The 26,186-nt window shown below is 71.8% G+C and carries 23 protein-coding genes and 2 pseudogenes; 12 read left to right on the forward strand and 13 right to left on the reverse strand.

Features of this window, described 5'->3' with window-relative positions; translation table 11 throughout:
• The first annotated feature begins 93 nt into the window (after positions 1–93).
• Positions 94–1,134 (forward strand): hypothetical protein, encoded by a 1,041-nt coding sequence (locus tag Prum_RS03875; RefSeq protein WP_173074028.1) that lies wholly within the window; start codon positions 94–96, stop codon positions 1,132–1,134.
• A gap of 27 nt (positions 1,135–1,161) precedes the next feature.
• On the opposite strand, the gene Prum_RS50825 is transcribed toward Prum_RS03875, so the two are convergent.
• On the reverse strand, positions 1,162–3,546 hold the full coding sequence (locus Prum_RS50825) for a pectinesterase family protein (protein ID WP_246277629.1): 2,385 nt from the start codon (positions 3,544–3,546) through the stop codon (positions 1,162–1,164).
• Positions 3,547–3,672: 126 nt separating this feature from the next.
• On the opposite strand from Prum_RS50825, the gene Prum_RS03885 reads away from it, so the two are divergent.
• The gene (locus tag Prum_RS03885) at positions 3,673–5,817 is read left to right on the forward strand and encodes a sigma-70 family RNA polymerase sigma factor (protein ID WP_173074030.1); all 2,145 of its coding nucleotides are present in this window, start codon (positions 3,673–3,675) and stop codon (positions 5,815–5,817) included.
• Between the two features lie 486 nt (positions 5,818–6,303).
• The gene (locus tag Prum_RS03890) at positions 6,304–7,311 is read left to right on the forward strand and encodes an alpha/beta hydrolase (protein WP_173074032.1); all 1,008 of its coding nucleotides are present in this window, start codon (positions 6,304–6,306) and stop codon (positions 7,309–7,311) included.
• Here Prum_RS03890 and Prum_RS03895 read toward each other — a convergent pair.
• Positions 7,301–8,296 (reverse strand): isopenicillin N synthase family dioxygenase, encoded by a 996-nt coding sequence (locus Prum_RS03895; protein WP_173074034.1) that lies wholly within the window; start codon positions 8,294–8,296, stop codon positions 7,301–7,303. The genes Prum_RS03890 and Prum_RS03895 overlap by 11 nt on opposite strands.
• A gap of 78 nt (positions 8,297–8,374) precedes the next feature.
• On the opposite strand from Prum_RS03895, the pseudogene Prum_RS53545 reads away from it, so the two are divergent.
• Positions 8,375–9,043: pseudogene (locus tag Prum_RS53545) on the forward strand (amidohydrolase family protein); the annotation flags it as partial.
• Positions 8,965–9,687, forward strand: a pseudogene (locus Prum_RS50830) (amidohydrolase family protein); the annotation flags it as partial. The pseudogenes Prum_RS53545 and Prum_RS50830, both read left to right, overlap by 79 nt.
• On the opposite strand, the gene Prum_RS03905 reads toward Prum_RS50830, so the two are convergent.
• From Prum_RS03905 to Prum_RS03920, 4 genes are read right to left on the reverse strand one after another with little or no spacing between them, the layout of a single operon-like run.
• Positions 9,684–10,556: an ABC transporter permease gene (locus tag Prum_RS03905; RefSeq protein ID WP_218577002.1), complete on the reverse strand. Its 873-nt coding sequence runs from the start codon at positions 10,554–10,556 to the stop codon at positions 9,684–9,686. The pseudogene Prum_RS50830 and the gene Prum_RS03905 sit on opposite strands and share 4 nt — an antisense overlap.
• Positions 10,557–10,569: 13 nt before the next feature.
• Positions 10,570–11,643: an ABC transporter permease gene (locus tag Prum_RS03910; protein ID WP_173074036.1), complete on the reverse strand. Its 1,074-nt coding sequence runs from the start codon at positions 11,641–11,643 to the stop codon at positions 10,570–10,572.
• Positions 11,640–13,145: an ABC transporter ATP-binding protein gene (locus Prum_RS03915; RefSeq protein ID WP_173074038.1), complete on the reverse strand. Its 1,506-nt coding sequence runs from the start codon at positions 13,143–13,145 to the stop codon at positions 11,640–11,642. Before Prum_RS03915 ends, Prum_RS03910 begins: the two co-directional genes overlap by 4 nt.
• Positions 13,142–14,164 (reverse strand): BMP family protein, encoded by a 1,023-nt coding sequence (locus tag Prum_RS03920; protein ID WP_173074040.1) that lies wholly within the window; start codon positions 14,162–14,164, stop codon positions 13,142–13,144. Before Prum_RS03920 ends, Prum_RS03915 begins: the two co-directional genes overlap by 4 nt.
• 131 nt (positions 14,165–14,295) lie before the next feature.
• Here Prum_RS03920 and Prum_RS03925 point away from each other — a divergent pair, with 131 nt between their 5' ends.
• The 7 genes from Prum_RS03925 to Prum_RS03955 all read left to right on the forward strand — a co-directional run bounded on the left by Prum_RS03925 (position 14,296) and on the right by Prum_RS03955 (position 20,312).
• Entirely contained in the window at positions 14,296–14,928 is a 633-nt protein-coding gene (locus Prum_RS03925; RefSeq protein ID WP_173074042.1) for a helix-turn-helix domain-containing protein, read from the forward strand.
• A 124-nt stretch (positions 14,929–15,052) separates the two neighbouring features.
• The gene (locus Prum_RS03930) at positions 15,053–15,691 is read left to right on the forward strand and encodes an amidohydrolase family protein (protein ID WP_173074044.1); all 639 of its coding nucleotides are present in this window, start codon (positions 15,053–15,055) and stop codon (positions 15,689–15,691) included.
• Positions 15,685–16,266, forward strand: a complete 582-nt coding sequence (locus tag Prum_RS03935) for an amidohydrolase family protein (RefSeq protein WP_173074046.1) — start codon at positions 15,685–15,687, stop codon at positions 16,264–16,266. Before Prum_RS03930 ends, Prum_RS03935 begins: the two co-directional genes overlap by 7 nt.
• On the forward strand, positions 16,263–16,991 hold the full coding sequence (locus Prum_RS03940) for an ABC transporter ATP-binding protein (RefSeq protein WP_173074048.1): 729 nt from the start codon (positions 16,263–16,265) through the stop codon (positions 16,989–16,991). The genes Prum_RS03935 and Prum_RS03940 overlap by 4 nt, the downstream gene beginning before the upstream one ends.
• Positions 16,988–17,773, forward strand: coding sequence for an ABC transporter permease (locus Prum_RS03945; RefSeq protein ID WP_218577003.1), 786 nt, complete (start codon positions 16,988–16,990; stop codon positions 17,771–17,773). The genes Prum_RS03940 and Prum_RS03945 overlap by 4 nt, the downstream gene beginning before the upstream one ends.
• A gap of 17 nt (positions 17,774–17,790) precedes the next feature.
• Positions 17,791–18,963, forward strand: coding sequence for a substrate-binding domain-containing protein (locus Prum_RS03950; RefSeq protein ID WP_173074052.1), 1,173 nt, complete (start codon positions 17,791–17,793; stop codon positions 18,961–18,963).
• On the forward strand, positions 18,963–20,312 hold the full coding sequence (locus Prum_RS03955; protein WP_173074054.1) for an FAD-binding oxidoreductase: 1,350 nt from the start codon (positions 18,963–18,965) through the stop codon (positions 20,310–20,312). Before Prum_RS03950 ends, Prum_RS03955 begins: the two co-directional genes overlap by 1 nt.
• On the opposite strand, the gene Prum_RS03960 is transcribed toward Prum_RS03955, so the two are convergent.
• The 7 genes from Prum_RS03960 to Prum_RS03985 are packed head-to-tail and all read right to left on the reverse strand — an operon-like array spanning position 20,309 to position 26,024.
• Positions 20,309–21,085, reverse strand: a complete 777-nt coding sequence (locus tag Prum_RS03960) for a creatininase family protein (RefSeq protein ID WP_173074056.1) — start codon at positions 21,083–21,085, stop codon at positions 20,309–20,311. The genes Prum_RS03955 and Prum_RS03960 overlap by 4 nt on opposite strands.
• Positions 21,082–22,236, reverse strand: a complete 1,155-nt coding sequence (locus Prum_RS03965; RefSeq protein WP_173074058.1) for an LLM class flavin-dependent oxidoreductase — start codon at positions 22,234–22,236, stop codon at positions 21,082–21,084. The genes Prum_RS03960 and Prum_RS03965 overlap by 4 nt, the downstream gene beginning before the upstream one ends.
• A 31-nt stretch (positions 22,237–22,267) precedes the next feature.
• Positions 22,268–22,837, reverse strand: coding sequence for a helix-turn-helix domain-containing protein (locus Prum_RS49200; protein ID WP_218577004.1), 570 nt, complete (start codon positions 22,835–22,837; stop codon positions 22,268–22,270).
• Entirely contained in the window at positions 22,834–23,940 is a 1,107-nt protein-coding gene (locus Prum_RS53550; RefSeq protein ID WP_218577684.1) for an amidase family protein, read from the reverse strand. The genes Prum_RS49200 and Prum_RS53550 overlap by 4 nt, the downstream gene beginning before the upstream one ends.
• Positions 23,941–23,950: 10 nt before the next feature.
• Positions 23,951–24,817 carry an MBL fold metallo-hydrolase gene (locus Prum_RS03975; protein ID WP_173074060.1) on the reverse strand — a complete coding sequence of 289 codons (867 nt, stop codon included), beginning with the start codon at positions 24,815–24,817 and terminating at the stop codon, positions 23,951–23,953.
• Positions 24,814–25,266 (reverse strand): cupin domain-containing protein, encoded by a 453-nt coding sequence (locus tag Prum_RS03980; RefSeq protein ID WP_173074061.1) that lies wholly within the window; start codon positions 25,264–25,266, stop codon positions 24,814–24,816. The genes Prum_RS03975 and Prum_RS03980 overlap by 4 nt, the downstream gene beginning before the upstream one ends.
• The gene (locus tag Prum_RS03985) at positions 25,266–26,024 is read right to left on the reverse strand and encodes a cysteine hydrolase family protein (RefSeq protein ID WP_218577005.1); all 759 of its coding nucleotides are present in this window, start codon (positions 26,022–26,024) and stop codon (positions 25,266–25,268) included. The genes Prum_RS03980 and Prum_RS03985 overlap by 1 nt, the downstream gene beginning before the upstream one ends.
• Positions 26,025–26,186: the final 162 nt, after the last annotated feature.

Raw genomic sequence — 26,186 nt, forward strand, 5'->3', positions numbered from 1 at the left:
CGGGCGCGTGGAAGGGCGACGCGCCGCGGGCGGGTAGCGGTGGGGCGATAGTCTCACGGGGGTCGATGTGCGTTCGCCCTGGGGAGTTTCCATATGGAGCCGGCTGTCCGGTTGGCGTGGGCCGCCACGATCGCCTGCCGGCTCGTCGAAGCTCTGGGGCGGGGTGCCAGGCCGGGCGACGGCACGCCGGACGGCGCCCTGGTCGCCGCAGCGCAGGCGTACCTCGGCGACGTCGGCGCGGACGAGTTCGACGAGTTCCGGGACGTGCTGCGCCGGCTGGCCCGCACCGACCGAAACCTGGCCGCGGCCGCCCTGGACTGGACCGGGCTGATCGACCGCCGGCTCGCCTCCGGCGGCGAGTTGCCGCCACCGCTCGCGGAGCTGGTGACGGGCGTCGAGCCGGCGACGCTGGACCCGCTGGCGCAGGCGGTGTACGCCCAGGCCACCGCCCGCGAGCAGGCGGCACCGCACCCGCTGTTCGGCGCGACGGAGCGCAGGCCCGCGCCGCCCCGATCCCCGCACGTACGCCAGGCGGTGATCGTCGCAGCCGCCGCCCTGATCCCGGTCGCGCTCATGGTCTGGCTGGCGGTCCGCTCACTCGGCCCGCCCGAGAGCGACCTGCCGTCGACCGTGAGCGAGCTCTCGGCGGCGTGCGAAGGAACGGTGTTTCCGGACGCCCCGGCGTACGCAGGCGCGGCTCCGCATCCCACCGTCGTGTTCGCCACCGACTACAACCTGCGCCTCGGCGGCGCGTGGGGCCGGCCGCCGGCGATCCTCGACGAGAAGAACAACGCGCTCTTCTCGAACGCGTGGAGATCCAACGACCCCGGCGAGGTGCAGGCGGTGGCGTGCATCGAGGTCGACCAGACCCAACAGAACACCATCGACACCTGTAACTACACCGACCCACGGCGGGTGGGGTTCGCCCAACCCCCGGTCCCGCTGCCGATGTACCGCGGCGAGTTCACCGTCACCCTGTACGAGACGCGCACCGGCCGCCAGATCCACCAGGCGCACATCTCCGGCGAGGTCACCGAGTGCCCCGAGAAGCTGCCGATCACCGCGAGCAGCGTCTACACAGAACCCAGCGCCCAGCAGTACGTAGACGCGATCGGCCAGTACGTCGACAGCTGAGGAGTCCTTGATCGGCAACGCGTGGCCCTACGCGCCGATGTTCGGCTGGGGGCCGGCGTATGTCTTCAGGAGGGTGGGGACGTCCTTGGCGGGGTCCACGGCGAACGAGTAGAAGGCGGCGGGATCGAACGCGGAGCCGTTGGTCTGCTGCTTGCCGGTGCAGTTGATGACGACGCTGCCGGACTGCTTCAACTGGGCGGCGCTGTCGGGGTAGAAGGGGTTGGCCACGTTCTCGTAGTAGCTGTTCTCGATCACCATCTTGGTGGCGCCCCGCGCGTAGTTGCCGTACGAGGTCAGGTTCTGCAGGTAGTTGTTGTAGAGGTGTGCGTACGCCACGTTGTCGGTGCTGGGGTTGCGCTGCTTGTTGTCGTGGATCCAGTTGTGGTGGATGGTCATCCGGGCGGTGACGTTGTCTGTCCAGCCGATGCCGAACGCCTTGTTGTTCTCCGACAGGATGTTCCACGACACGGTCAGGTAGCTGGTGTCCTTGCGGCTGTCGATCAGGCCGTCGTTCATCCGGGTGATGGTGTTGTGGTCGATCCAGACGTGGTGCGCGCCGTCCATCTGGATGCCGTCGTAGTCGTATTCCTTGTCGTCCGGGTCGTCGTCCGCCATCCGGGTGTCGCGGATGGTGAGGTTTCGGATGATGACGTTGTTGACCCCGGAACCGAGGAAGAAGCCACCGCCGACGATCTCGCCCTTGGTGCCGACCCCGATGATCGTCTTGTTCGACGCGACGCGGATCTCGGTGCCTTTCGGGCTGATGGTGATCGCCGCCCCGACCTTGATGACGTAGGCGGCGCTGGCCGTGGCGTACTTCACCAGGTCGGCCTGGGTGGTGACGGTGACGGTCTGGCCGGACGCGCCGCCCGTCGTGCCGCCGTCGGTGGACGCGAACCCGTCCGCGGTGCTGGACCAGGTCCGTGCGCTCGTGGTGGGCGCGCTGCCGACGGTGGAGCCGACCGGGTTCCAGCCGTCGGCGCCGGCCAGGTACTTCTGCGGCGTGTGGTTCGCGGCCTGCGCGTCGGTCAACTGTGGACGGTTGCCGTTGACCCCTGCGCCGGCGCCGGTGTTCTTGTATTCGGAGAACCGGGCGGCCTGCCAGGTGTTGCTCGACATGTCGGTCCACGGCTGGCCGGTCCTGATGGCGGCGCTGAGGCTCGACTCGCGGTAGACGACCTGGGCGTCGGCCCGCCACGGCCGGCCGAGGTAGCTGGAGCCGTTGGCCGCGTCCGCGGTGATTCGCGACTTGTAGAACAGGAAGCCGTACGTCTTGGTCGCCGCGGTGCTGGCCGCGGTCAGGCTGCCGCCGCGGGCCTTCTCGTGGATCTCGGAGTTGTCGAACACCGCGGTGCCGCCGCCGAACACGAAGTCCACCGTGCCCTCGACGTAGGAGTTCACGATGTACGCCCGGGCGCCGTCGTTGACCAGGAACGTGTCCTGGTCGCCCAGGAGGCGCACGTTGGACAGGGTGGCCCGGTCCGCGCTGAGGTGCAGGGCCACGGCCTGGTGTCCGCTGTCGACCGACGCCTCGTCGAAGTCGTTGGAGATGCTCAGGTTCGCCGCCACGAAGTCATGGCCGTGCACGAACGCGGTCGCGCTGTTCGATGTGCCGTACGCGCCCGCGTGGTGGTTGTTGACGATCACGACGTCGTCGGCGGAGTCACCGGTGCCCTGGAGCGTGATGTACGGCTTGTTCGCCGGCACCGTCACGATCTCCCGGTACGTGCCCGGCTTGATGGTGATGGTGACCCGGCTGGCGTTGTTCGCGGGCACGGCGTCGATCGCGGCCTGCACCGTCTTGTACCGGCCCGTCCCGTCCGCGGCGACGGTGGTCGACCCGGCGACCGGCTTGAAAGCCCACTGCTTGTTGGTGTTCGCGGTGCAGGTCTCCTGGATGATGGCGGTCCCGGAGGTGACGGAGGCGCCCTTGTCACTGACGCAGAGGCCGCTGCCCACGTTCACGATCTGGAAGGTCCCGCTGCCGCTCGGTGTCAGCGTCCACGTCTGGTTGGCCTGGCCGTCGCCGCAGCCCCACTGCTGGAGCTGGACACCGCTCGCTGTCGAGCCGCCCGGCACGTCGACGCACATCCCGCTGTTGAGGTTGACCAGTCGGTAGCGGTTCGCGCCCGCGGTGACCAGCCTGAACTGCTGCCAGGTGGCCCCGGACGCGCAGCCCCACTGCTGGAGCTTGGCCCCGCTGGTCTTGGCGCCGGACACCACGTCGACACACAGGCCACTCTTGGTGACGGCGAGCTGGTACACGGCGCCCGCGGCCGGGGCGGTGGCCGCCTGCGAGGACAGCATGGAAATCCCGATGACGGTGCCGGGAACGGCCACGGCCAGCGCGATCGCCGCCTGCCACCGCGTGGATCGGCGGAGTTTCGGGCGCCGGTGCTTCGACTCGGACAACGGTGTGGACCCTTCAGGAGTGCGGGTTGTGCGTCACCCTCGTAGATGCCACCGCCGGTCCGGGCATAACCGAAACTCGAAATTGCTCCTTTACAGGGAAAACGGCACCATGCCACCTTGTACCCCGTGACGGAGAGCCAGACCGAAGCCGCGCGCGACATTGCCGAGCTGGTGGCGCGGGCGCAAGCCGGCGACCGGCGGGCGCTGGACGACCTCATCGCCGGCCACCTCCCCGTCCTCTACAACGTGATTGGCCGTGGCCTGAACGGGCACGCCGACGTCGACGACGTGGTCCAGGAAACGATGCTGCAGGTGTTCCGCGCGCTGCCGAAGCTCCAGGAGCCCGAACGGTTCCGGTCCTGGGTGGTGACCATCGCGTACCGGCAGGTCCAGCACCACCACCGCAGGCAGAAGCGGACCCTCCTGGGCCGGCACGACCCGGCGGAGGTCGCCGACCCGGGCGCCGACTTCGCCGACCGGACCGTCACCGAGCTGATGCTGACCGGCCAGCGGCGCGAGGTGGCCGAGGCGGCGCGGTGGCTCGAGCCCGCCGACCGCGACCTGCTCTCGCTGTGGTGGCAGGAGGCCGCCGGCCAGCTGACCCGGGCGGAGCTGGCCACGGCGCTGGACGTCAACCCGCAGCACGCGGCGGTCCGGCTCCAGCGGATGAAGGCGCAGCTCGACGTCGCCCGGATGATCGTGCGCGCCCTGCGCGAGGTCCCGATGTGTGGGCAGCTCGCCACGGCCGTCAGGGGGTGGGACGGCCGGCCCCGCCCGCTCTGGCGGAAGCGGCTGAACCGCCACGTACGCGGCTGCGACCAGTGTCGCGGGCAGCAGAACGGCCTGATCCCGCCGGAGAAGCTGCTGGCCGGGATCGGGCTCGTGGCGATGCCCGCCGCCCTGCAGGACAGCCTCCGGCCGGTACTCGAGGCGGCCGTGCCCGCGGTCGCGTCGGCGGCGGCCGCGGGCGGTCACCTGCTGCTGGGCAAGCTCAGCCTCCTCGACCAGCTCCGCAACCTCCTGCCGAGCCTGTCGGCCAAGCCGGTCGCGGCCGCCGCCACGGTGACGGTCATCGCGGCGGGCGGCCTGACGTACACCGTGCTGGAGACGCCCACCCCGCAGGCGCGCCCACCGGCGGTCAGCCCCACCGCCGCGCAGCGCGCCCTCGCCCCCACCCCCACCGCGGCGCCCGCGCCCGCCCGCACCATCGCGTCACCCACGGCCGCGGCCGCCCCGCCCGCGGTGTCCGGCGTACTCGAAGCCGACATCTACGTGGCACCGAACGGTTCCGACGGCGCCGACGGGACGCTGGCCCGCCCGTATGCCACCCTCGGCAAGGCCGTGGCCGTCGCGCGACCGGGGCTGACCATCGCGCTGCGCGGCGGCACCTACCGACCGGCCGAACCGGTCACGATCACCATCAGCGGAACGCCGGACGCCCGCATCACGCTCAGCAACTACCGGGACGAGACGCCGGTCATCGACGCCAGCCGCGTACCCGCCGACAAGTGGATGATCACCCAGCAGGCCAGCCACTGGACGGTCCAGGGCCTGGAAATCAAAAACTCCAAGAGTCACGCGTACGCGTGCCTGTCCTGCCAGTACGTCACCTTCCGGCGTCTGTCCATTCACGACAATGTCGAGTCGGGTCTGACCGTGCGCGGCGCCAACACGATCGGCAATCAGGTGCTCGACAGTGACTTCTTCGACAACCAGGGCATCGGCCTCGGCATCAAGTTTGGTTCCGGTGCGGACAACGTGATCCGCGGGTGCCGGGCGTACCAGAACGGCGACGACGGCATCGACCTGGGTGCGTTCGCCAGCCCGGTAACGGTGCAGAGCAACTGGGCGTACGGCAACGGGGACGGCTTCGTCCTCGGCGGCGGCAATCCCGTCGCCTCCGCGGCGCACGTGGTCCGCGACAACGCCGCCTGGGACAACACCCACCACGGTTTCACCGACGGCACCAACCCGGGCCGGCTCCAACTGACCCGCAACACCTCGTACCACAACGGCGCCGCCGGATACTTCATCGCCGATGCGCCGGCCACGCTGCGCGACAACATCGGGCTCGCGAACGACGCGGACGCCAAGCTCGGTGCCGGCGTCCAAGCGGCGGGCAACAGCTGGAACGGCGAGGGCCGGACCGCGGCGATGTTCGGCAGCACCGACCCCACGACCGCCCGGGGCCCGCGCCGGCCGGACGGCGGCCTGCCCACGACCACCTTCCTCACCACGAACGCCGGACTGGGCGCCTCCATGACCAGGTGAGTCCACCTCATCGTCACCGGGTTGACACGTGGTTGATCTGGGCGGATAGTACGAGGTGCCAAAGTGAATTCAGGTCAGATCGAAGCCATCGACCGGCCGTTGCGCTGCTCGGGCGCCGCCATCCCGTCTAGAGACGTCTCGCGGTGAGGGTGAGGAAAGTCAAAAGATGTTGAGCTGCCGCGACGCCCGTCGCGGTCCAAGCCGTCGCTCCCGCGGCCGCACCCTCCGCGTCCCACAACCCACAGCCCCGGCCCGCTGGGCCGGCAACTACGGCGGGCAGGGCAGATGTGGAGTGCTACCGCGAACAAGCCTTTGCTCTACGCCGCCGCGAACCCACCAGCACCACCTGCCGGCTCTGTCGATTGTGGACCGCGCAGGGTGAGGCCGCGGGAGCAACGGCCCGGACCACGACGGGCATCGCGGCAGCTCAGAACTCGATCTGAACCTGAACCTAACCTCAAAATCTCCATAGTCAGGGACGATCACATGACTGACACAGCAACGCGGACGGACTTCCCAGTCCGTGTCGCCGAAGTACCCGACGACCAGCCGCTCGCGATCGCGGCCACCGTCTACCCGCCGCCGAACATCCGGCCCGGCGACCCAGCGACCGTCCTGGTCTGCTGGCCCGGTGGCTCCTACGACCGCAAGTACTGGGACATCGACTACGGCGGCCGCACCGGTTACAGCGCGGCCAAGTACTGGGCTGAGCAAGGATTCGTCGTCGTCGCCGCCGATCAGCTCGGTGTCGGCGAGAGCAGCCAGCCGGTGGTGGACGGGGACGCCGTGTCGCTGGAGGTCATGGGCGCGGCCGCCGACAGCTTCGTCAGGCTGCTACGCGCCCGGTTGCGCGACGGCACGCTGCATCCCGGCCTCCCCGCGCTGGAGCGGATCACGATGGTCGGCGTCGGTCACTCGCTCGGTGGCTTCACGGTCGTCGCGCAGCAGGCCACGCACGGCAGCTACGAGCGAATTTGCTGCCTGGGCGTGACCCACAGCGCCAAGGTGGTCGTCGACGAGTCGATGGGTCGCGAGGCGGTCGACCCCTGGCTGGTCGCCAAGGACCAGGCGAAGGCGTTCTTCAAGGACACCTGGGCGGACCTGTACGGACTTCCCAGCAAGGCGGAGCACAGCGGTTGGCTCTACGGCCCCGAGGACGACCCAGAACTGACTGCCGCCGACGCGAGCGTTTCCGCGCGGTGGTCGCGCCGGCCCTACGTGCAGGCTCTGCTCGACGGGTACAGCGCGCCACTCGCGGCACGGGTGAGCTCGCCCGTCTTCGTCGGCTTCAGCGCCGTCGACGTGGCGGCCGAGCCCCGTACCGAACCGGTCCACTACCCCGGCAGCAGCGACATCACGCTCTACCTTCTGCCCCGGGCCGGACATTGCAGCAACTTCGCACCCACCCGGTTCGAGCTATGGGACCGGATCGCCGCGTGGACCCGCAGCTTCGACGAGCCTGCACGGGCAGGCGAGGCCGCCATCAGCCGTTGAGTTCGGCCAGCAGCGGGTTGCGGTAGCTGTGCGTCGCGTCGAGGCGGGACATCAGGTATTCGCCGGCGAACTGCGGGCCGTACGCCGGCTGCTGTCCCGGCGCGAGGCAGCTCTCCAGGCACGCGATCTCCGCGTGGTACGGCGGCGTGACGAACAGCGGCATCGAGTAGCGGTCCGTGTCCGGCGGGTTGATCACGCGGTGCGGGTTGGACACCCAGCGATCGTTGGTCCAGATCGCCATCAGGTCGCCGAGGTTGACCACCAACAGGCCGTCCGGGATGCGTACGTCGATCCACGCGCCGTCGCGCCGCATCACCTGCAGGCCGCCGTTGCCGTCGTCGGCGAGCAGGGTGACCGTGCCGTAGTCGGTGTGCACGCCGCAGCCGAGCTGCCCTTCGACCGGGGTGAACGTCCGCTGTGCGGGGTAGTGGATGAGCCGCAGGTGATACATGGTCTCGCCGCCCGGCAGGTCGAGGAGGAAGTCATCGGGCAGGCTGAGCGCGCGGGCCATCGCCCGCTGCACCCGCCCCGCCGCCTCGATCACCTGGGCGCGGTAGTCCTCCCACGCCTCGCGGAAGCCGGGCAGGTCCGGAAACTGGTTCGGCCCGAACAGCGGCACGCCGGCGACGACCTCCGGATGGTCCGGCCCGTGCTCGCCGCCGGTGTCGAGGGTCTCCTTGAGGTCACCGGCGAGGGTGTCCTTGTCGTCGAGGATCTCGGTCGCGATGCCGACGTACCCCCGGTGGCACGGCGACTTGCCGATCGCGATGGCCTCCTTGTCGGCCAGCGGCATGGCGAAGAAGGCGCGCATCGCCTCGAACATCGCCGCCCGCGTCGCGGGGTCGACGCCGTGGCCGTCGATGAGGAAGAAGCCCGTCTCGCGGCACGTGCTGTCCAGGAGCGCGGCCACCTCGTCCCGCTCGGGACCCGGTGCGGCGCCGGTGGCGAACGCGCTGACGTTGATAACTGGGAGCCCAGTGTCCATAACTGGAAGCTATCGACGGTCCTTTTCGACCCCGTTGCTTGCGCGTAACACACAGGTCATAGGGTCCGCCGGGTGAGCATGGTTGATCTCCGCGTGGGTCCGGCGCTGGTCGTACCGGTGACCGCCGCGCCGTTCACCGGCTGGGTCGAGGCGACGGGCGGCGAGATCACGCACGTGGGACCCGAGCCGTCGGGCGCGCCTGCCCGGGAGGAGTACGACGCGGCGGGGCGGATCGTCATCCCGGCCTTCGTCAATACGCACTGCCACACCAGCCAGCAGCTCGGGCGGGGCGTCGCCGACGACGTCGACCTGCTGACCTGGCTGCACGAGCGGATCTGGCCGTACGAGGTGGCGCTCACCGAGGCCGACAGCGAGATCTCCGCGCTGGCCTGCGCGGTGGAGCAGATCCGCAACGGCTGCACGCTCATCGCCGACCCGGGCGGGCGGCACGTCGACGGGATGGCCCGCGGGCTCGCCGCCGCCGGCATCCGGGCGCTGCTGGGCCGCAGCACCATGGACTCGGGCGAAGGCCGGCCAGCCGCCGACCAGGAGTCCACAGTGGAGGTGCTGGGTCGGCAGGACGAACTGGCCGCCCGCTGGCACGGTGTTGGCCGGCTGCGCTTCTCGTACACGCTGCGCACCATCTTCAACAACTCCGACGAGCTTATCGTCGCCACGATCGAGCGGGCCCGGGCGCTCGGCACCGTGGCGCAGATGCACGTCGCCGAGATTCCGGAGGAGAACGAGCACGTCCGGCGGACCCGGGCACGACAACGGTGCGCCACCTGGAGCGGCTCGGCGCGCTCGGGCCGCACCTGCTGGCCGTACACGCGGTGTGGCTCGACGACGAGGAGATCGGGCTGCTGGCCGAGCGCGGCTGCCCGGTGTCGCACAACGCCGCGTCCAACCTGAAGATCCTCGGTACGCCGCGGGTGGCGGACATGCTCGACGCCGGCGTCGTGGTGGGCCTCGGCACCGACGGCGCGCCGTCGAACAACCGGATGAGCGTCATCGACGAGATGTGGCTGGCGTCGATCGTCCAGAAGGGACTGCGCCGCGACCCGACGGTGCTGCCGGCGCGGAAGGTACTGGAGATGGCCACGATCGACGGGGCGCGGGCGCTCGGCATGGCCGACCTGGTGGGCTCGATCGAGGTGGGCAAGCGGGCCGACCTGGTGCTGATCGACCCGCGAACGCCGAACCTGGCGACCGCGGCCGACCCGGTGTCCGCACTGGTCACCGCGATGAAGAGCGAGAACGTGGAGTCGGTGCTCTGCGACGGCGAGTGGCTGATGCGCGAGCGGCGGCTGACCCGCGTCGACGAGGCCGCCGTGCTGGACGAGGCGGCGGGCCGGGCAGCCGCCGTACGGGCCCGCGCCGGCCTTCCTTAGCGGGCGCCGCGCACGTATGGCACGGCCAGCGCCTGCGGTGTGCGGCTGTCGCGCGCCCGCAGCATCAGCGCCGCCAGCGTGACCAGGTACGGCAGGGCGAGGAACGCCTCGTACGGCACGGCCGCCGCGGTGCCCTGCAACCGCAGTTGCGCCGCGTCACACACGCCGAACAGCAGCGCGCCCAGCACGCACAGCTCCGGTCGCCATCGAGCGAACACGACGAGTGCCAGCGCCACCCAGCCCCGCCCGGCGGTGACGTTCTGGATGAACAGCCCGAGCGGTCCACACACGAGCATCGCGCCGGCCAGGCCGCCGAGGGCGCTGCCGGCGACGGTGGCGGCCGTGCGGATGCGGGCCACCCGGTAGCCCAGCGCGTCGGCGGCCTCGGGTGCCTCGCCGGTGGCGGTGATGACCAGGCCCGCCGTGGTCCGGTTCAGCAGGAACCAGACGGCGGCCAGGACGGCGATGACCAGCGCCACGAGTGGCGGCATGCCGAGGCGCTCGATGCGCGGCGGCGACTGACCGAGGGTGTAGGAGCGCTCGTAGAGGTACGTCGTCGCCGACGACGCCAGCAGGGTGAACGCGAGCCCCGTGACGATCTGGTTGGCGCGTACGGCGACCATCAGCACCGCCAGCAGCGCGCCGCAGCCGGCGCCCACCGCGAGGCCGGCGGCGAGCCCGAGCCAGGGCGAGCCGGACGACCGGGTCGCCAGGTAGCCGGCCAGCGCGCCGCAGAGCATCGTGCCTTCCAGCCCGAGGTTCAGCACGCCCGCCTTCTCGGTGATGACCTCGCCGAGGGCGGCCATCGCCACGGGCACCGCCAGCCGGATGGCCGCGGCGAGCGTGGCGAACGTCAGCAGCGTGTCCACCGCAGGGCTCCTGTCACGTCGAGCGCCGCGCGAGCGCGTCACCGGCCACGAAGAACACCACCACGAGCGCCTGGATCACGCCCACGGTGGACGATCGGATCTCGTAGCTGCGCTCGGCCACGTCGAAGCCGATGGTGAGCGCGGAGAGGGTCAGCGCGGCGACGAGCACGCCCACCGGGCGCAGCCGGCCGAGCAGCGCCACGACGATCGCGGTGAAGCCGTACCCGGTAGCGAACCCGGGCGTCAGCCGCCCGGATACGCCGGCCACCTGGATGTAGCCGGCCGCGCCGGCGAACGCGCCGCACACCAGCAGCACGGCGAGCGTCACCCGCGCCGGGCGCGCCTCGTTGGCGCCGAGCACCTCTGCGTTCGCGCCCATCACGTCGACCCGGAAACCGAAACGGGTGCGCGCGAGCACGGCGCCGAGCAGCGGCACGGTGGCCACCGCCAGTAGGAACCCCAGGTGTACGTCGAGGCCGGGCAGCACCGGCAGGGCGGCCGCACCGATCTCGCGGCTCTGCGGGGTGAACGAGCCCGGATCGCGGATGCCGACCCGCACCGCCCAGGCGAGCAGCGCGGTCGCGACGTAGTTCAGCAGCAGGCTGGTGATGACCACGCTGGCGCCGAAGCGGGAGTTCAGCCCGGCGGTCACCGCCGCCCAGGCGCCGCCGGCCAGAACCGCCACGAGCAGCGAGGTGACGACGAGCGGCGCGCCGGGCCAGTCGCGTACCCCGGCCGCGGTCGCCCACGCGGTGGCCGCGACCGCGCCGACCAGATACTGGCCCTCGGCGCCGATCGTGAAGACCTTCGCCCGGTACGCCACGGCCAGGCCCAACCCGATCAGCAGCAGCGGGGTGGCCGCGACGGCGGTGTCGGTGAGGCCATGGTCGAGGACGAACACGCCACGCAGCACCTCGCCGTACACCGACATGGCGGCCACGCCCTCGACCGCCATCAGCGCGGCGCCGACCGAAAGCGCGGCCAGTACCGCGAGCGCGGGCACGCCGACCGTCACCGCGAGGCGCTGCCGCAGACGCGCAGCGCCCACCAGGCGCCCGACCGTGCGGTCGACGGACAGCGTGGTCATCGATGCCCGCCGGCCATCGCGAGGCCGATGGCGGCCCGGTCGTACGGCGGCTCGAACGGTCCCGCCGCGTGCCCGGTGGCCAGGACCACGATGCGGTCGGCGACCGCGAACAGCTCGTCCAGTTCGGCGCCGAACCACACCACGGCGGCGCCCGCCGCGGCGGCCTTGACGATCCGCTCCGAAATCATCCGCGCCGCGTCCGGGTCCAGCCCGCGAGTCGGATACGCCGCGACGACCAGCCGCGGCTCCCCGGCCAACTCGCGCGCGAGGACCAGCTTCTGCGCGTTGCCGCCGGACAATGTGGACGCCCGTGCGGCCGGGCCGGCGGTGCGCACGTCCCAGCGCCGCAGGACGGGCGCGAGGAGGCGGTCGCGGCGCCGGCGAGCGGGGCGAACGCGGTGTCCACGGCCGAGTTCGAGGTTGTCCGCGAGCGACATCGGGCCGGCGAGCGCGTGCCGGTACCGGTCGGACGGGATGTACGCGACGCCGGCCCGCACCCGGCGCCGGGGGTCGCCGACCGGCAGCGGCTCGCCGTCCAGGGTGAGGGTGCCCGCGGTGGCTGCCGCGAGACCGGCCAGCAGAGCCTCCAGGTCGGCCTGGCCATTGCCGTCGACACCGGCCATCCCGACGATCTCGCCGCCCGCGACCGCGAGGTCGAAGCCGTCCAGCCGCCCCCGCGACACCCCGTCGACGCGCAGCCGCTCCAGCGATCGCGCCCGGGTCGGCGCCGGGATCGGCGGTTGCGTCGCGGGCGGTGCCGGTGGCGCGTCGGCCGGCGACGCGCCCACCATCAACCGGGCCAGGCCGGCGCGGTCGTGGTCGCGTACCGGCGTGCCGCCGAGCGCCACCTGGCCCCGGCGCAGCACGGTGACCCGGTCGCAGCCGGTGAAGACCTCGCCGAGCCGGTGCGTGATGATGACGACCGCACGGCCCTCCTCGGCCAACCGGCGGCAGACCGACAGCAGCCGTTCGGCTTCGGCGTCGACGAGGACCGCGGTGGGCTCGTCGAGGATGAGCAGGCGGGCGTCGGCGTCGAGGGCGCGGATCAGCTCCAGGCGCTGCTGCTCACCGACCGACAGCTGCCCGGCCGGCACGTCGGCGCGGATGGCGAGGCCGTACCGGTCCGCCAGCCGCTCGACGCGCTCCCGGGCGGCTTTGGCCCGCGGCCGGATCCGCCCCTCGGGCCGGGCCAGCGCCAGGTTCTCCCCCGCGGTCAGCGTCGGCACCAGCGTGAAGTGCTGCTGCACCATGGCGACGCCGGCGCCGCGCAGGTCACGCGCCGCGAACCGCCGTACCGGCTGGCCGTACACGCTCACCGAGCCGGCGTCCGGGCGGTCGAGACCGGCCAGGATGCGCACCAGCGTGGTCTTGCCGGCGCCGTTCTCGCCGAGCAGCGCATGCACCTCGCCCGGCGCCACCTCGAAGTCCACTGAGGACAGCGCCACGGTCGAGCCGAAGGCACGGGCGACGCCGGTCATCGAGACGGCGGCGGGCGGGCTCACTTCCCGGCGAACGGCACGGTGAACGCCCCGCTCTTGACGTCGGCCAGCTTCTGCTCGTACGTCGTCATCACCGCCGCCGGAATCTTGCTCTGCCAGGCCGGGTTGATGACGACATCCATCCCGCCGTCCTTCATGCCCACCTCGTAGTACCGCGTGGGGTTCACCTTGCCGGCGGCGACGTCCGCGACCATCTGCCCGAACGTCTTGTCCAGGTTCCAGGTGAACGACACCAGCACCGAGTCGGCGAGCCCGGACATGTCGCCGACGTAGCCCGCGGCGACCGCCTTGCGCTCCTTCGCCGCCTCGATCTGCCCGAAGGTCGGGCCCTGCCCGCACCCGACGAACATCGTGGCACCCTGGTCGGCCTGGGACAGCGCGGCCTCCTTCGCCTTCTGCACGTCGACCCAGTCGCCGACCGCCACGAAGGAGCCCGTCGTCGCCGGCCGGACCAGCTTGGCGCCGGCCAGGTAGGCGTTGTACATCGCGCGGCACACCGGGATGTCGAAGCCGCCCGCGCCGGCCACCTTGCCGCTGCCGGTCGCGCCCGCGCCGAGGATGCCCTCCAGGTAGGTCGCCTCCCAGAACGGCTGGGAGTAGTCGGCGACGTTGTCCTTCACGTCGCCGAAGCCGCCGGCGTACGCGAAAATCGTCTTCGGGAAGTCCTTGGCCACCTTCTTGACGTCGTCGCCGTAGTTGAACGAGTGCGCGATGATCGGGTTGTAGCCCTTCTCCGCGAGGTCGCGCAGCGCCCGCTCGGCGTCCGCCCCCGGCGGCACGTTCTCCTGCGCCACGAAGTCGGAGATGACCCCGTCGGCCTTCAGCTTCTGCGCGCCGGTCAGGGCGGCCTCACCCCACGAGCCGTCCTTGAACTGCGGGCTGTAGACAATGGCCAGCTTGGGTTTCGCGGCGGCGGTGGCGTCCGCGGACGCCGTCTCCTTCTTGCCTGCGTCGCCGCAGGCCGCCGTCGCGAGGAGGGCGGCGGCGAGCGACGCGGCAAAGGCTATGCGGGTACGGGTCATCGGCGCGGCTCCTCGATCGGTGTTGAGCCGAGACGGTAGGAGTGGCCGGTCACGTGAGCGTGTGCGGCTTGTTTCGGCCGGGAAAATCGCGATTGCTGGCAGCTATCGACGCCGGCCGCCAAGATGGACCGGTGGAAGACGCTCAGGAGCACATCGACGGGCAGGGCGGGGTTCGCCTCGGTACTGACGTCGCCGTCGCCGTCGGCCGGTCCGTGCAGCAGGCCCGGCGCCGGGCCGGCCTGTCGATGCGGGTGCTCGCCGCCAAGGCCGACCTGTCCCAGCCGTTCCTGTCGAACATCGAGAATGGACGGTCGATGCCGAGCGTGGCGACACTGTACAAGCTGGCCGGCGCCCTCGGCCTGGCGCCGTCGGAGCTGCTGCCGCCCGCTGACGACGGCGACATCACCGTGACCCGGGCCGGCGGCGGCGTCCCGAGCGCGGTCGACGAATCGCCCGGTGTCGCGCCCAACTGGCTGCTGGCCGGCGCGCCCGGGCGGCTGCTGGAGGTGCGCCGGTTCGTCATCGCGCCGGGCCAGCCCACCGGCGGCTGGTTCGAGCATCCGGGCGAGGACTTCGTGCACCTGACCGAGGGCGCGCTGACCGTCGAGTTCGCTTCGGGCCGGTCCGAGCGGTTGCAGGCGGGCGACTCGCTCTGGCACACCGGCACGGTGCCGCACCGCTGGCGGGCCGGGCGCGGCCGCGGCGCGCACCTGCTGCTGGTCACCGCCCGCGCACCGGAGCCGGCTCCGCGCGCACACGGCTGAGCCGATAGCTCCTACCAATTCCAGCCGGGCGACCGCACAACCCAGCGCGGCGGGACCACCGAAACGGACGCGTCACCCGGGCGAAACCCCGGCGAGCACGTGCGCCAACCACATTGTTGGTGTGGTGAACATCGGGACCTGGCTACGCGGTGCCCGACTGGCGGACGGCACGCCGGCGGACGTCCACATCGAGGCCGGCCGGATCACCGACGTGGTGCGCGACCCACCCGCGACCACGACCGGTGATCTTGACGGCTATGTCCTGCTACCGTCCTTCGTGGAGCCGCACGCGCACCTCGACAAGGCGCTCACCGCGGCCCGCGTACCCAATCCCGCCGGCGACCTGCGCGGCGCCATCGAGGCGATGGCCGCGGCGGCCGGGTCCTTCAGCACCGCGGACATCGCCGCCCGCGCGGACGCCGCGCTGCGGGTCATGCTCGCGCACGGTACGACGGCCGTGCGCACCCACGTGGACGTGGGCACCTCGACCGGCATGCGGGCGGTGGCCGCACTCGCCGACGTGCGCGAACGCTGGGCCGGCACCGTCGACGTGCAGGTGGTGGCCCTGGTCGGCCGGCCCTGGACGGGCCGGGCGGCGCCGACCTGCGCCAGGCGCTGCGCGAGGGGGCGGACGTCGCCGGCGGCTGCCCGCACCTGGACCCGGATCCGGACCGCGCGGTCGGCATCTGCCTGGACATCGCCGGTGCCGCGGGGGCGCCGCTCGACCTGCACACCGACGAGACGCTCGACCCGGCCATGCTGACCCTGCCGGTGCTCGCGGATCTGGTGCTGCGCACCGGTTTCCCGCACGGCGTGACGGCCAGCCACTGCGTGAGCCTCGGCGTGCAGCCGGACGAAGTGCAGCGCGCGGTCGCCGACAAGGTCTCCGAGGCGGGCGTCGCGGTGGTGGCCCTGCCCCAGACGAACCTCTTCCTGCAGGGCCGCCGGCAACCGGTGGCGACGCCGCGCGGCCTGACCGCGGTGCACGCGCTGCGCCGGGCCAGGGCCACCGTGGCGGCCGGCGGCGACAACCTGCGCGACCCGTTCCATCCGATGGGCCGTGGCGATCCGCTGGAGGTCGCCGCGCTCATGGTGACCGCCGGCCATCTGGACACAGTGGACGCCTTGGCGACGGTCACCGCCGAGGCCCGTACGGCGCTGCGGCTGCCGGCGGTGGCGATCGCCCCGGGTATGCCGGCCGACCTCGTGGCGCTGCGCGGCGCCAACCTCCTGGACGCGCTGGCCGCTGCCGACCAGCAGCGGCGGGTATGGCGTGCCGGGCGACTCGTCGCCCGGACCACGGTCAGCCGCGAACTGTCCCTTTCGGAGGACACATGACCGCACTCGTGTTCGACGACGTCGGCAAGACGTTCGCGGATGGCACGCAGGCGCTCACCGACGCCCGCTTCGCGGTCGCCGCGGGCGAGTTCGTCTCCGTGGTCGGCCCGTCCGGCTGCGGAAAGAGCACGCTCCTGCGCATCGCCAGCGGCCTCGACCAGGCCACCTGCGGCGCGGTCGAGGTCCGCGCCACCAACCTCGGGTACGTCTTCCAGGATCCGACCCTACTGCCGTGGCGCTCGGTACGGTCCAACGTGGAGCTTCTCGCCGAGCTGCACGGCATCGACAAGGCGGAGCGGCGCCGGCGGGCCACCGAGGCTATCGAGCTGGTCGGCCTGGTCGGCTTCGAGAAGCACCTGCCGCACGAGTTGTCCGGCGGCATGCGGATGCGGGCGTCGCTGGCCCGCTCGCTCACGCTCCAGCCGGACGTCTTCCTCTTCGACGAGCCGTTCGGCGCGCTCGACGAGATCACCCGGGAACGGCTCAACGACGAGCTGCTGCAGCTGTTCACGGCCCGGGGCTTCGCCGCCCTGTTCATCACACACTCGGTGCTGGAGGCCGTCTTCCTGTCCTCCCGGGTGCTGGTGATGACCGGCCGCCCGGGGCGGGTACAGGCGGAGGTGGCGGTGCCGTTCGACTACCCGAGGCGGCCGTCGCTGCGGTTCACCGCGGAGTTCGCGGCGCTGTGTGGCGAGGTCTCCGCCCACCTGCGAGATGCGTCGTGACCGCGTCCACCCGGATCCTTCCCCCGGTCGGGGTGTTCGCGCTCTTCATCGGCTTCTGGTACGTCATCACGTACGCCGTCCTCGACCCCACCCGCCGGTTCCTGCTGCCGGCGCCGCACGAGGTGGTCAAGGTCGGCTTCCTGGACGAGCGCAACCTGACCGACCTGCTCGGCGGGCTACGCCTGACCACCGAGGTCGCGCTGCTGGGCCTGGGCATCGCGATGGCGCTGGGGGTCGCCGTCGCGCTCCTGATGAGCCAGGCGCGCTGGCTGGAACTGTCGCTGTACCCCTGGGCGGTGGTGCTGCAGACCATCCCGATCCTCGCGCTGGTGCCGCTCATCGGCTTCTGGATGGGCTTCGGCATGGACGGCCGGGTGGTGGTGTGCGTGCTCATCGCGCTGTTCCCCATCATCGCCAACACCCTCTTCGGCCTGCAGGCCGCCGAGGCGGGACTGCACGACCTGTTCACCCTGCACGGGGCGAACCGGCTGACCCGGCTGCGCAAGCTGCTGATCCCGGCCAGCCTGCCGGCCATGTTCGCCGGCTTCCGGATCTCGGCCGGGCTGTCGGTCATCGGCGCGATCGTCGGCGACTTCTTCTTCAAACAAGGGGACCCCGGCCTCGGCATCCTCATCGACCTGTACCGCTCGCGGCTGCAGTCCGAGCGGATGTTCGCCGCCATCATCCTGTCCAGCCTGCTGGGCATCGCGGTGTTTCTGTTCTTCGGCTGGCTGGGCCGGCGGGTTGTCGGCCGCTGGTACCACGCCGGCCGCGGTCACTGACGTCACTGGAGGTATATATGTCCTATCGTCTTACCGCCGGCGTGGCCGGCTTGGCGGTCGCCCTCGTCCTCGCCGGCTGCGGCGGGGACGACGAGGAGGCCGACGCGTCCGCCCCGCTGGCCTCCGCCGCGGCGCCCGGCAGCGCCACCTACCTGGCCGACGTGTGTCCGTCCACGGTGGTCGTACAGACCGACTGGAACCCGGAGAGCGAGCACGGCGGCACGTACGAACTCGTGGGGCCCAACCCGAGCATCGACGCTGACAAGAAGCGTGTTACCGGGACTCTGGTCGCGCACGGCGGCGTCGACACCGGCGTGCGGATCGAGATCCGAGCGGGCGGCCCGGCGATCGGCTTCCAGCAGGTCAGCGCCCAGATGTACGCCGACCCCTCCATCACGCTCGGCTACAACGCCAGCGACGAGGCGATCGCCCTGTCCAAGACGCAGCCGACGATCGGCGTCTTCGCCGGCCTCGAGAAGAGCCCGCAGATCATCATGTGGTCGCCGGACAAGCACCCGGACTGGAGGAGCATCGCCGACATCGGCAAGACCGACACCAAGGTGCTCTACTTCCAGGGCGCGGTCTACATGGACTACCTGACCGGCAACGGCACGCTCAAGAAGAGCCAGGTCGACGGCTCCTACGACGGCGCCCCGGCGAACTTCGTGGCCTCCGGCGGCGAGTTCGCCCAGCAGGGCTTCGCCACCGCCGAGCCGTACATCTACGAGAACGAGGTCACCGCCTGGAAGAAGAAGGTGACCTACCAGCTCATCGCCGACGCCGGCTTCGACTTCTACCAGAACATGCTCGGCGTACGGGCCGGCGATCTGCAGAAGCTGACGCCCTGCCTGAAGAAGCTCGTGCCCATCCTGCAACAGTCCTATGTCGACTTTCTCGGCGCGCCGGACGAGACCAACGCGTTGATCCTGAAGCTGGTCGAGGAGTACAACAACGGCTGGACGTACACCAAGGGGGTGGCCGACTACTCGGTGCGGACGATGAAGGAGCTCGGCATCGTCGGCAACGGCAAGGACAGCGCCATCGGCAACTTCGACGACGCCCGGGTGCAACACCTGATCGAGATCACCGGGCCGATCTTCACCGCGCAGAACAAGGAGATGAAGGCCGGCCTCAAACCGTCCGACATCGTCACCAACGAGTTCATCGACCCGTCCATCGGGCTGAAGTAGTGGCGCGATCGGCTCTTCCGACGGACCGCCGGCCCATCGAGCCGGCGGTCCTGGACACCCTGGCCGCCGACCTGACGTCCGCGTTCGGCGCCGCGGCGGTCTGGCGGGACGAGACCACCCGCCTGACCGCCTCCACCGACTGGGCCCACATGAGCCCGGTCCTGTCGCCGCTGCTGCCCGCCGGCGTCGCGGACATCGTGGTACGTCCACCGGACGCGGACGGGATCGCGCTGGCCGTCGCGATCGCCCACCGGCACCGGGTGCCCGTCACCCCGCGCGGCCAGGGCACCGGCAACTACGGGCAGGGCATCCCCTTGTACGGCGGCCTGGTGCTGGACACCAGCCGGGCGGACCGGATCCTGTCCGTCGCGGACGGGGCCATCACCGCCGAGGCCGGCGCCACGTTCGTCGCGATGGAGAAGGCCGCCCGCGCCACCGGCCAGGAACTGGCCATCATGCCGTCCACTGTGGGCAGCACGATCGGTGGCTTCATCGCCGGTGGGGCCGGTGGCACCGGCTCGCTGGCCAACGGCGCGATCTGGGACGGCTACCTGCTCCAGCTCATGGTGGCGGCCTGCGCCGACGAGCCACGCCTGCTGCCGGTGCCGTACCCGGAGAACACGGCGATGGCGCACGCGTTCGGCACCAGCGGAGTCATCGCGGTCGCGACCGTGGCGCTGCGTCCGGCCCAGCCGTGGACGGCCGTGTTCGCCGCGTTCGGCCGCCTCGACGACGCGGTCGGCGCCGGCGAGGAGCTCTTCGTATTGGCGCCGACCCCGCGCCTGCTCTCCCTCGACGAGCCGGGCGTCGTCGCCACGTACCGCCCCGCCGACCCGGCCATGCCGGCCTTCAACTTCAGCCTGCGCGGCATCGTCGCCGAGCCGAGCGTCCCGCACGTCGAGGCGGTCGTCGCGCGCCACGGCGGCACGGTCACCGCGGTACGCCCGAAGGGCCCCGCGCTGCTCACATCGCTGTCGTTCAACCACGTGACGCACCGGGTTCGCAAGCTCCGCCCGGAGCTGACCCACCTGCAGTGCATGGGCGACGGGTTGACTCGGCGCCGCGGCGACGTGGCCCGGGTGGCGCCGTCGTCGCTGGTGCACCTGGAGGGCTTCCGCACCGCACACGGGCCGGACTGGGCGGGCATGCTCTTCTGCCGCTTCGAGGGCACCGACGCCCTGTACGACACGATGGCCCGGCTCGCCACGGTCGACGTCGCGGTGAACGACCCGCACACCTGGGTGCTGCACCACAACCGGCTGGACCAGGTGCGCAGGGCCGCCGCGGTGTTCGACCCCGACGGCCTACTGAACCCGGGCAAGCTCCCCCGCCCCGACCCGGCGAGCTAGGCCGGCGGGCTGGGGTCGAAGCGGGCGATCTCGCCCAGGGCCTCGCCCGCGGTGGCGAGCATCGCCTCGTAGTGGCGCCTGCCGTGCTCGGCCGTGGCCAGCGTGGGGTCGCCGATGGTGCCGTCCGTGCCGAAGTCGCCGCTGAGCCACCCGAACGCCACCGGCCCGCCGAACCGCACGTGCCGGAACCCGGCCAGGTGCTCCGGCACGTTGCGCCGGGCCTTGGCCATGTCGACGAGGTCCGGCCGCAGGTGCAGCAGCACGGAGGTCTCGCCGATCCCACCGTGGATGCCCATCCCCAGTTCCTCGGCGGTGGACGCGCCCCCCTGGTCCGGCGGGACCGACGGGTGCATGACGAACGTTCGCAGTCCGTACGCCAGCCGCAGGTCGCGCGCGCATACCTGGAGCAGCGCGCTGTTGCCGCCGTGTCCATTGAGGAACACCAGGCGGCGTACCGGGGTGGCGGCGAGGCTGCGGCCCAGGTCGTCGAGGACGGCGGTGAGTGTGGCGGCGGACAGCCACAGGGTGCCCGGCGTGCCGGCGTGCTCGTTGGACTTCGAGTACGCCAGCGGCGGCAGCAGCCACAGGTCGTACCGGTCGCCGTACGCCGCCACCGCGTCGCGGGCCAGCGTCTGCGCGATCACCAGGTCGGTGACCAGTGGCAGGTGCGGCCCGTGCTGCTCGATCGACCCGACCGGCAGTACCGCGACCGCGTCCGGCGAGAGCCCCTGGACGGCGGGCGCGCTGAGCTCCACGAACGCCCGGGCGCTCACAGCTTCAGCACCTCCTGCGCCAGGCGGGTCATCTGCTCCCGGGTACGGGCGAACGAGTCCCCGGGCAGCGCCGGAAAGAGCACCAGGTCGGTGAGGCCGAGCTCGGCACGGTACCGGTCGATCTCGGTGGCGACGTCCTGCGGGGTGCCCACCGCCCAGACGCCCTGCGCCATCGACTCCTCCAGGGTGGGCACGAAGCCGGCCGGCGCCGGTGCGCCGTCCGGGCCGGCGTAGCCGCGGCCCCAGCCGTACGGGCCGAGAAACTTCCAGAACTCGTCGTGCCCGTCGCGAGCGGCCGCGACCGCCTCCGCCCTGGTATCGCCGACGGAAACGTTGAGCACGAGCATCCGCTTCTGCCCCGGCGCCAGGGACCGGCCGTGGTGCGCGGCGAACTGGGCCCCGAACTCCTCCCAGTCCGCGCGGAGCCGGTCGCGCTCCTTGAGCCAGAACACGCCGCCCAGCCCGCGCCGGGGCACCTCGCGCAGCGTCGGCGGGCTGGTGACCGCCTGCCACGTCTCGTACGGGTAGACCGGCCGGGGGACGAGCGTCAGCTCGCTGACGTCGGTGCCGCGGTCCGGGATGCCCGGCGGTGGCAGCTGGAAATGCTCGCCCCGGTAGCTGAACGTCTCCTGCCCGAGCGCCAACTCCAGCACGTCGAGGCACTCGGCGGTGAGCTGCCGGTTTTGCCGATCAGCGGCCGCGGCGTCCGGGTTGTCGTGGCTGCCCACCGAGACCCGCCCGCTGGTGAGCGGCAACATCTCGCGCGGCACCGTGCCGCGGCCCACGCCGAGAATTCCCCGGCCACCACTCAGGTTGTGCAGCAGCGCGAAGTCTTCGGCCAGCCGCAGCGGATGCCACTGACCGACCACATTGAACATCGTGCCGATGCGCAGGCGTCTGGTCCGCGCCGCCAGGAACGCCGAGAACATCAGGCCGTTGGGCACCACCTCGTACCCCTCGTACTGGAAGTGGTGCTCGGTGAGCCAGAAGCTGTCGTACCCGAGCTGCTCGGCGAGCACGCCGCACTCCAGCAGCTCGCGGTGGGCGTGCAGGATGGCCTGTTGGTCGTAGCGGCGGTCCAGGGGATGCGGGCCGCCGAGCCCCGCGTCGGGCATCTCGACCCCGCCGAACAAGAAGATTCCTACCCGCATGGCACCACCTCGATGTTGACCTCATCAACATCTACCCCGCCGCGGTGTCGCCCGCGTTTCGGTCGCGTAGCACGTTGTGCTGTACCAGAACCACCTTCACCGGGCCGGTGTCCACCTGACGCCAGCGGTGCCGCAGCCCACCCGCGTAGTACAGGCTGTCGCCGCCGGACAGGTGGCTCAGCTCCCCTTCGACGTCCACCTCGATCGTGCCGTCCACGACGTAGAGGAACTCCTCGCCGTCGTGCACGTAGTACTCCTCGAACTCGGCCGGCGCACCGGTGAACTCCAGCGGCAGCATCGCCCGTTCGCCCTGGACCAGCGAGCGGACCTTGCCGCCGGCGATGTCCAGCTTGGGCAGTGGGGTGCCGCCGCGCACCAGGCTCACCGGCGCGGTCCCGGACAGCGCGAGCAGCGCCTGCGCGGTCGTCTCCAGGGCCGCGGCGAGCGCGGTCAGCGAGCGCATGCTCGGCTGGGCCAGCCCGCGCTCCACCTGACTCAGGAACGGGTGGCTGAGGCCGGCGCGGGCGGCGACGTCGACCAGGGTGAGGCCGAGGTCGCGGCGCCGCCGCCGGATCGTCGCGCCGAGCCGCTCCACGCTCACGCCGCCCTCGCCAACGCCTCGAGCAGACCATGATCGTCGCCGGCCGCACCGACGACGGCGAGGCCCTGCGGGCCCTGCGCGGTCCTGAGCGGCAGCACAGCGCTGGGCAGGCCGCACGCGCTGGCCAGCACGGTGCGGCGCAGCGTCGCCACCCGCCAGGCGTCCTTGTCCGCCACGGTCACCGCGCGTGGGTGCCCCGGACCGCCGGCCGCGGGGAGCGCCAGCCACGCCCCGGACAGCCACTCGCCCACCTCGGCACGCCAGTCCCGCAGCAGCGCCCGGGCACGCAGCTCGTCGGCCGCGGTGACGCTGTCGCCGTACCGGAAACGGGCCTCGACGTCGTCGGCGAGCGCGCCGGGGTGGGCCCGGATCCACGCACCGTGCAGCCGCCACGCCTCCGCGGCCTGCACCTGCCGGAACGCCGCCAGCAACGCCGGCAGCCGCTCCTCCCAGCCAAGCTCGGCGACCTCGACCTCCGCGCCCCAGGTGGCCGCGGCGCGGCGCGCGTCCGGCGCCACCTCCGGCACCGCCACCACCCGCCGCGCCGGGACCACCGGCTTCGCCGGCAACAAAACCGATCCCACGGTACGCAGCGTCGCGGCATCCCGCGTCAGCCAGCCGACCGTGTCGAAGGACGGAGCCAGACCGAGTACGCCGTCCGACGGCACCGCCCCGTGCGTGGGCCGGATGCCGAAGAGTCCGCAGCACGAGGCCGGCACCCGGATCGACCCGCCAGTGTCCGTGCCCAGGCCGACGTCGGCCTCGCCGAGCGCCACCGCGGCGGCCGGGCCGCTGCTGGAGCCGCCCGTCACCCGGTCGGGAGCGGCCGGGTTCGGTGGCGTTCCATAGTGAATGTTCGTGCCGGAGAGCGAGAAGGCCAGCTCGTCGGTCTGCGCCAGGCCGACGACGCTCGCACCGGCGGCCCGCAGCCGGGCCACGGCGGTGGCGTCCACTTCGGACGGCGGCGCCGATGCGAGCCAGGTGGGATTGCCGGCTCCGACCGCGTGCCCGGCCACGGCGAAGAGGTCCTTGACGGCCAGGCGCAGGCCGTCGAGCGGCCCGGTGCCGGTGGGCGGGGCGAGGGGGCGCCATGGAGGCGCCAGACGGAATCACTCATGACACAGGTCGTAGCACGGTGAAGTCGCCGAACTCGTGACGCAACACCGACCGCCCGAGCAGGTCGGCGCCGGGCTCTCCGACGGAACGCCCGGACACCACGTCGGCGAACCCGTCCGCGGCGCGGCGCAGGAAGTCCGGCCCGACCCGGTACCGCAGCGTGTGCGCGGGAAAGACGTGCGACACCGCCCCGGCCACGTCGTCGGCCAGCCAGCGCAGGGTGCCGGCGAACGCGGCCAGGTCGGTGTCCGGCGTGTGCGCCCAGAAGTCGCCGGTGATGAGCGTGTCACCGGCGAAGAACAGGCCGCTGCCCTCGTCGAGCAGGCACACCGAGTCCGGGGAGTGCCCGGGCGTGTACAGGACGGTCAGCTCCCGGCCGCCGAGGTCGATCCGCTCCCGGTCGGCCAGCGGACGCGCGGCCGGCCCACCGGGTACCCGCCACTCGTCGGCGTCCGGCGGCAGCGGCCGGGGCTCGGTCGTACGCGTGAAGAGGTGGAAGAACCGGCGGTCGTCGGCGCGCATCCGGTCGTACGCGCGCAACTGCTCCCGCGCGACGGCGAGGTAGTCGCGCAGCTGAGCCGGTGGCACCTCCTGCGCCAGCGTGTCCAAAGCGGACGGATGCGCCGCAACGTCGGTGAAGAACCTGTTGCCGCCCCGGTGATCGGAGTGGCTGTGTGTGTTGACCGCGAGCACCGGCCGGTCCGTGACCGCGGCGACGGCCGAACCGATGTCGCCGATCCCCAGCCCCGTGTCCACCAGTACCGCGCGGTCGTCGCCCTCGACGAGGAAGCAGTTGACGTGCCCCGGCTCGGCGATCAGCCAGGTGCGCGGGGCGATCGGTTCGACCGCGAACCAGTCCGTCATGCGGCGCGCGGCTCCACGGACACCGGCAGGCTCGGCGGCATGTTCGCGAGCACCGCCCGGTCCTCCTCGTCGACCGGTGCGACCGGCCCGCGGCGGACCAGCGCCGCGAAGCCGTCGTCCGGGCACATCAGCGTGAGGGAGTACATCCGCCCGGTGCCCACGTTGCGTATGTGGTGCACCGACCCGGCCGGCAGCACAATGGTGTCGCCCGCGCGCACACCCACCTCGACGTCGTCGCAGACCGCCAGACCCTGCCCGCGCAGGAAGACGAACACCTCCGTCGACTGTGGATGGCTGTTGGGTGGTTGCGCGCCACCCGGGTCCCACGCCTCAAGGATCACCGTCACCGGCGACACCTCCGGCCCGGCGAGCACGGCCAGCCGTACGGTGTCGCCGGGCGTAATGTGGTGGAACTCCAGCGCCGCGGCATCGATCACCACCGGCTCCATCACGCACCTCCCATCAACGCGTCCGATGTGGACACGAAGCCGAAGCACTGCGCCACGTTGTAGACCGTCGCGTCGTGGCAGTAGGCCGGCGAGGTGGTCGCCGCGCAGTCGTCCAGGAGCACCACGTCGTACCCGATGCAGGCGGCGTCGGTCAGCGTCGCGAGCACGCACTGGTCCGAGTTGACCCCGGCAAAGAAGATCGTCGTGACCGCGAGGTTGCGCAGCACCGAATCCAGCGGTGTGTCGAAGAACCCGCTCATCCGGTACTTGTCCACGTACACGTCGCTCGGCTCGGGCTTGAGTTCGTCGACGACGGCGGCCGACCAGCTCCCCGCCTGGAGCGTCGGGCTGCCGCCGGGCCGCACCACGTCGCCGATGCCGCCGCCGGAGCCGTCGGGGTCGTAGACGTGCAGCACGCCGGGCGGCAGGTTGGCCCGGTCCGGGCGGTTGCCCCAGTTCAACCAGATGACCGCCGACCCGCCGGAGCGCCACCAGGAAAGCAGCCGGCGCAGCGGGGCGATCGGGCGGCGGGCCGGCGCGATGTCCACGCCGATCGCGGCGAGCCAGCCGTCCGGATGGCAGAAGTCGTTCTGCATGTCGACCACGACCAGCGCACACCGGGCCAGGTCCACGGTGATTCGCTGCGGGCGCGCGACCAGGGTGACGACGCGCGACGGTGGCACCGGTCGGCGCAGGTCGACGTGGTTGGTCGAGACCGCCCACGAGTTCGCCGGCGGACCGAGACGGATGTTGACCACACCAAAATCCTGGGGTCGAAGCTTTTCCGCCGAGTTTCTGCCTGATTGCCGTCCGCAGTGATCATGGCACGCCGGCTGGGTGTGGCCTGGACGTAGAGGGCTCCCGGAAAGGGGTCGAAGAGGTCGCCCACTGGTTGAGACCATCGATACAGGGAGAGCGAT

The organism is Phytohabitans rumicis (assembly GCF_011764445.1).
GTDB lineage: Bacteria > Actinomycetota > Actinomycetes > Mycobacteriales > Micromonosporaceae > Phytohabitans > Phytohabitans rumicis.

What these genes read in the sequence shown, in the direction of transcription:
- Prum_RS03980 (WP_173074061.1), bottom strand. Translation starts at nt 25,266, where the DNA reads ATGGAGCCGGTGGTGATCGATGCCGCGGCGCTGGAGTTCCACCACATT.
- Prum_RS03875 (WP_173074028.1), top strand. Translation starts at nt 94, where the DNA reads ATGGAGCCGGCTGTCCGGTTGGCGTGGGCCGCCACGATCGCCTGCCGG.
- Prum_RS03975 (WP_173074060.1), bottom strand. Translation starts at nt 24,817, where the DNA reads ATGACGGACTGGTTCGCGGTCGAACCGATCGCCCCGCGCACCTGGCTG.
- Prum_RS03950 (WP_173074052.1), top strand. Translation starts at nt 17,791, where the DNA reads ATGTCCTATCGTCTTACCGCCGGCGTGGCCGGCTTGGCGGTCGCCCTC.
- Prum_RS03935 (WP_173074046.1), top strand. Translation starts at nt 15,685, where the DNA reads ATGCTGACCCTGCCGGTGCTCGCGGATCTGGTGCTGCGCACCGGTTTC.
- Prum_RS03895 (WP_173074034.1), bottom strand. Translation starts at nt 8,296, where the DNA reads ATGGACACTGGGCTCCCAGTTATCAACGTCAGCGCGTTCGCCACCGGC.
- Prum_RS03940 (WP_173074048.1), top strand. Translation starts at nt 16,263, where the DNA reads ATGACCGCACTCGTGTTCGACGACGTCGGCAAGACGTTCGCGGATGGC.
- Prum_RS03890 (WP_173074032.1), top strand. Translation starts at nt 6,304, where the DNA reads ATGACTGACACAGCAACGCGGACGGACTTCCCAGTCCGTGTCGCCGAA.
- Prum_RS03920 (WP_173074040.1), bottom strand. Translation starts at nt 14,164, where the DNA reads ATGACCCGTACCCGCATAGCCTTTGCCGCGTCGCTCGCCGCCGCCCTC.
- Prum_RS03965 (WP_173074058.1), bottom strand. Translation starts at nt 22,236, where the DNA reads ATGCGGGTAGGAATCTTCTTGTTCGGCGGGGTCGAGATGCCCGACGCG.
- Prum_RS03910 (WP_173074036.1), bottom strand. Translation starts at nt 11,643, where the DNA reads ATGACCACGCTGTCCGTCGACCGCACGGTCGGGCGCCTGGTGGGCGCT.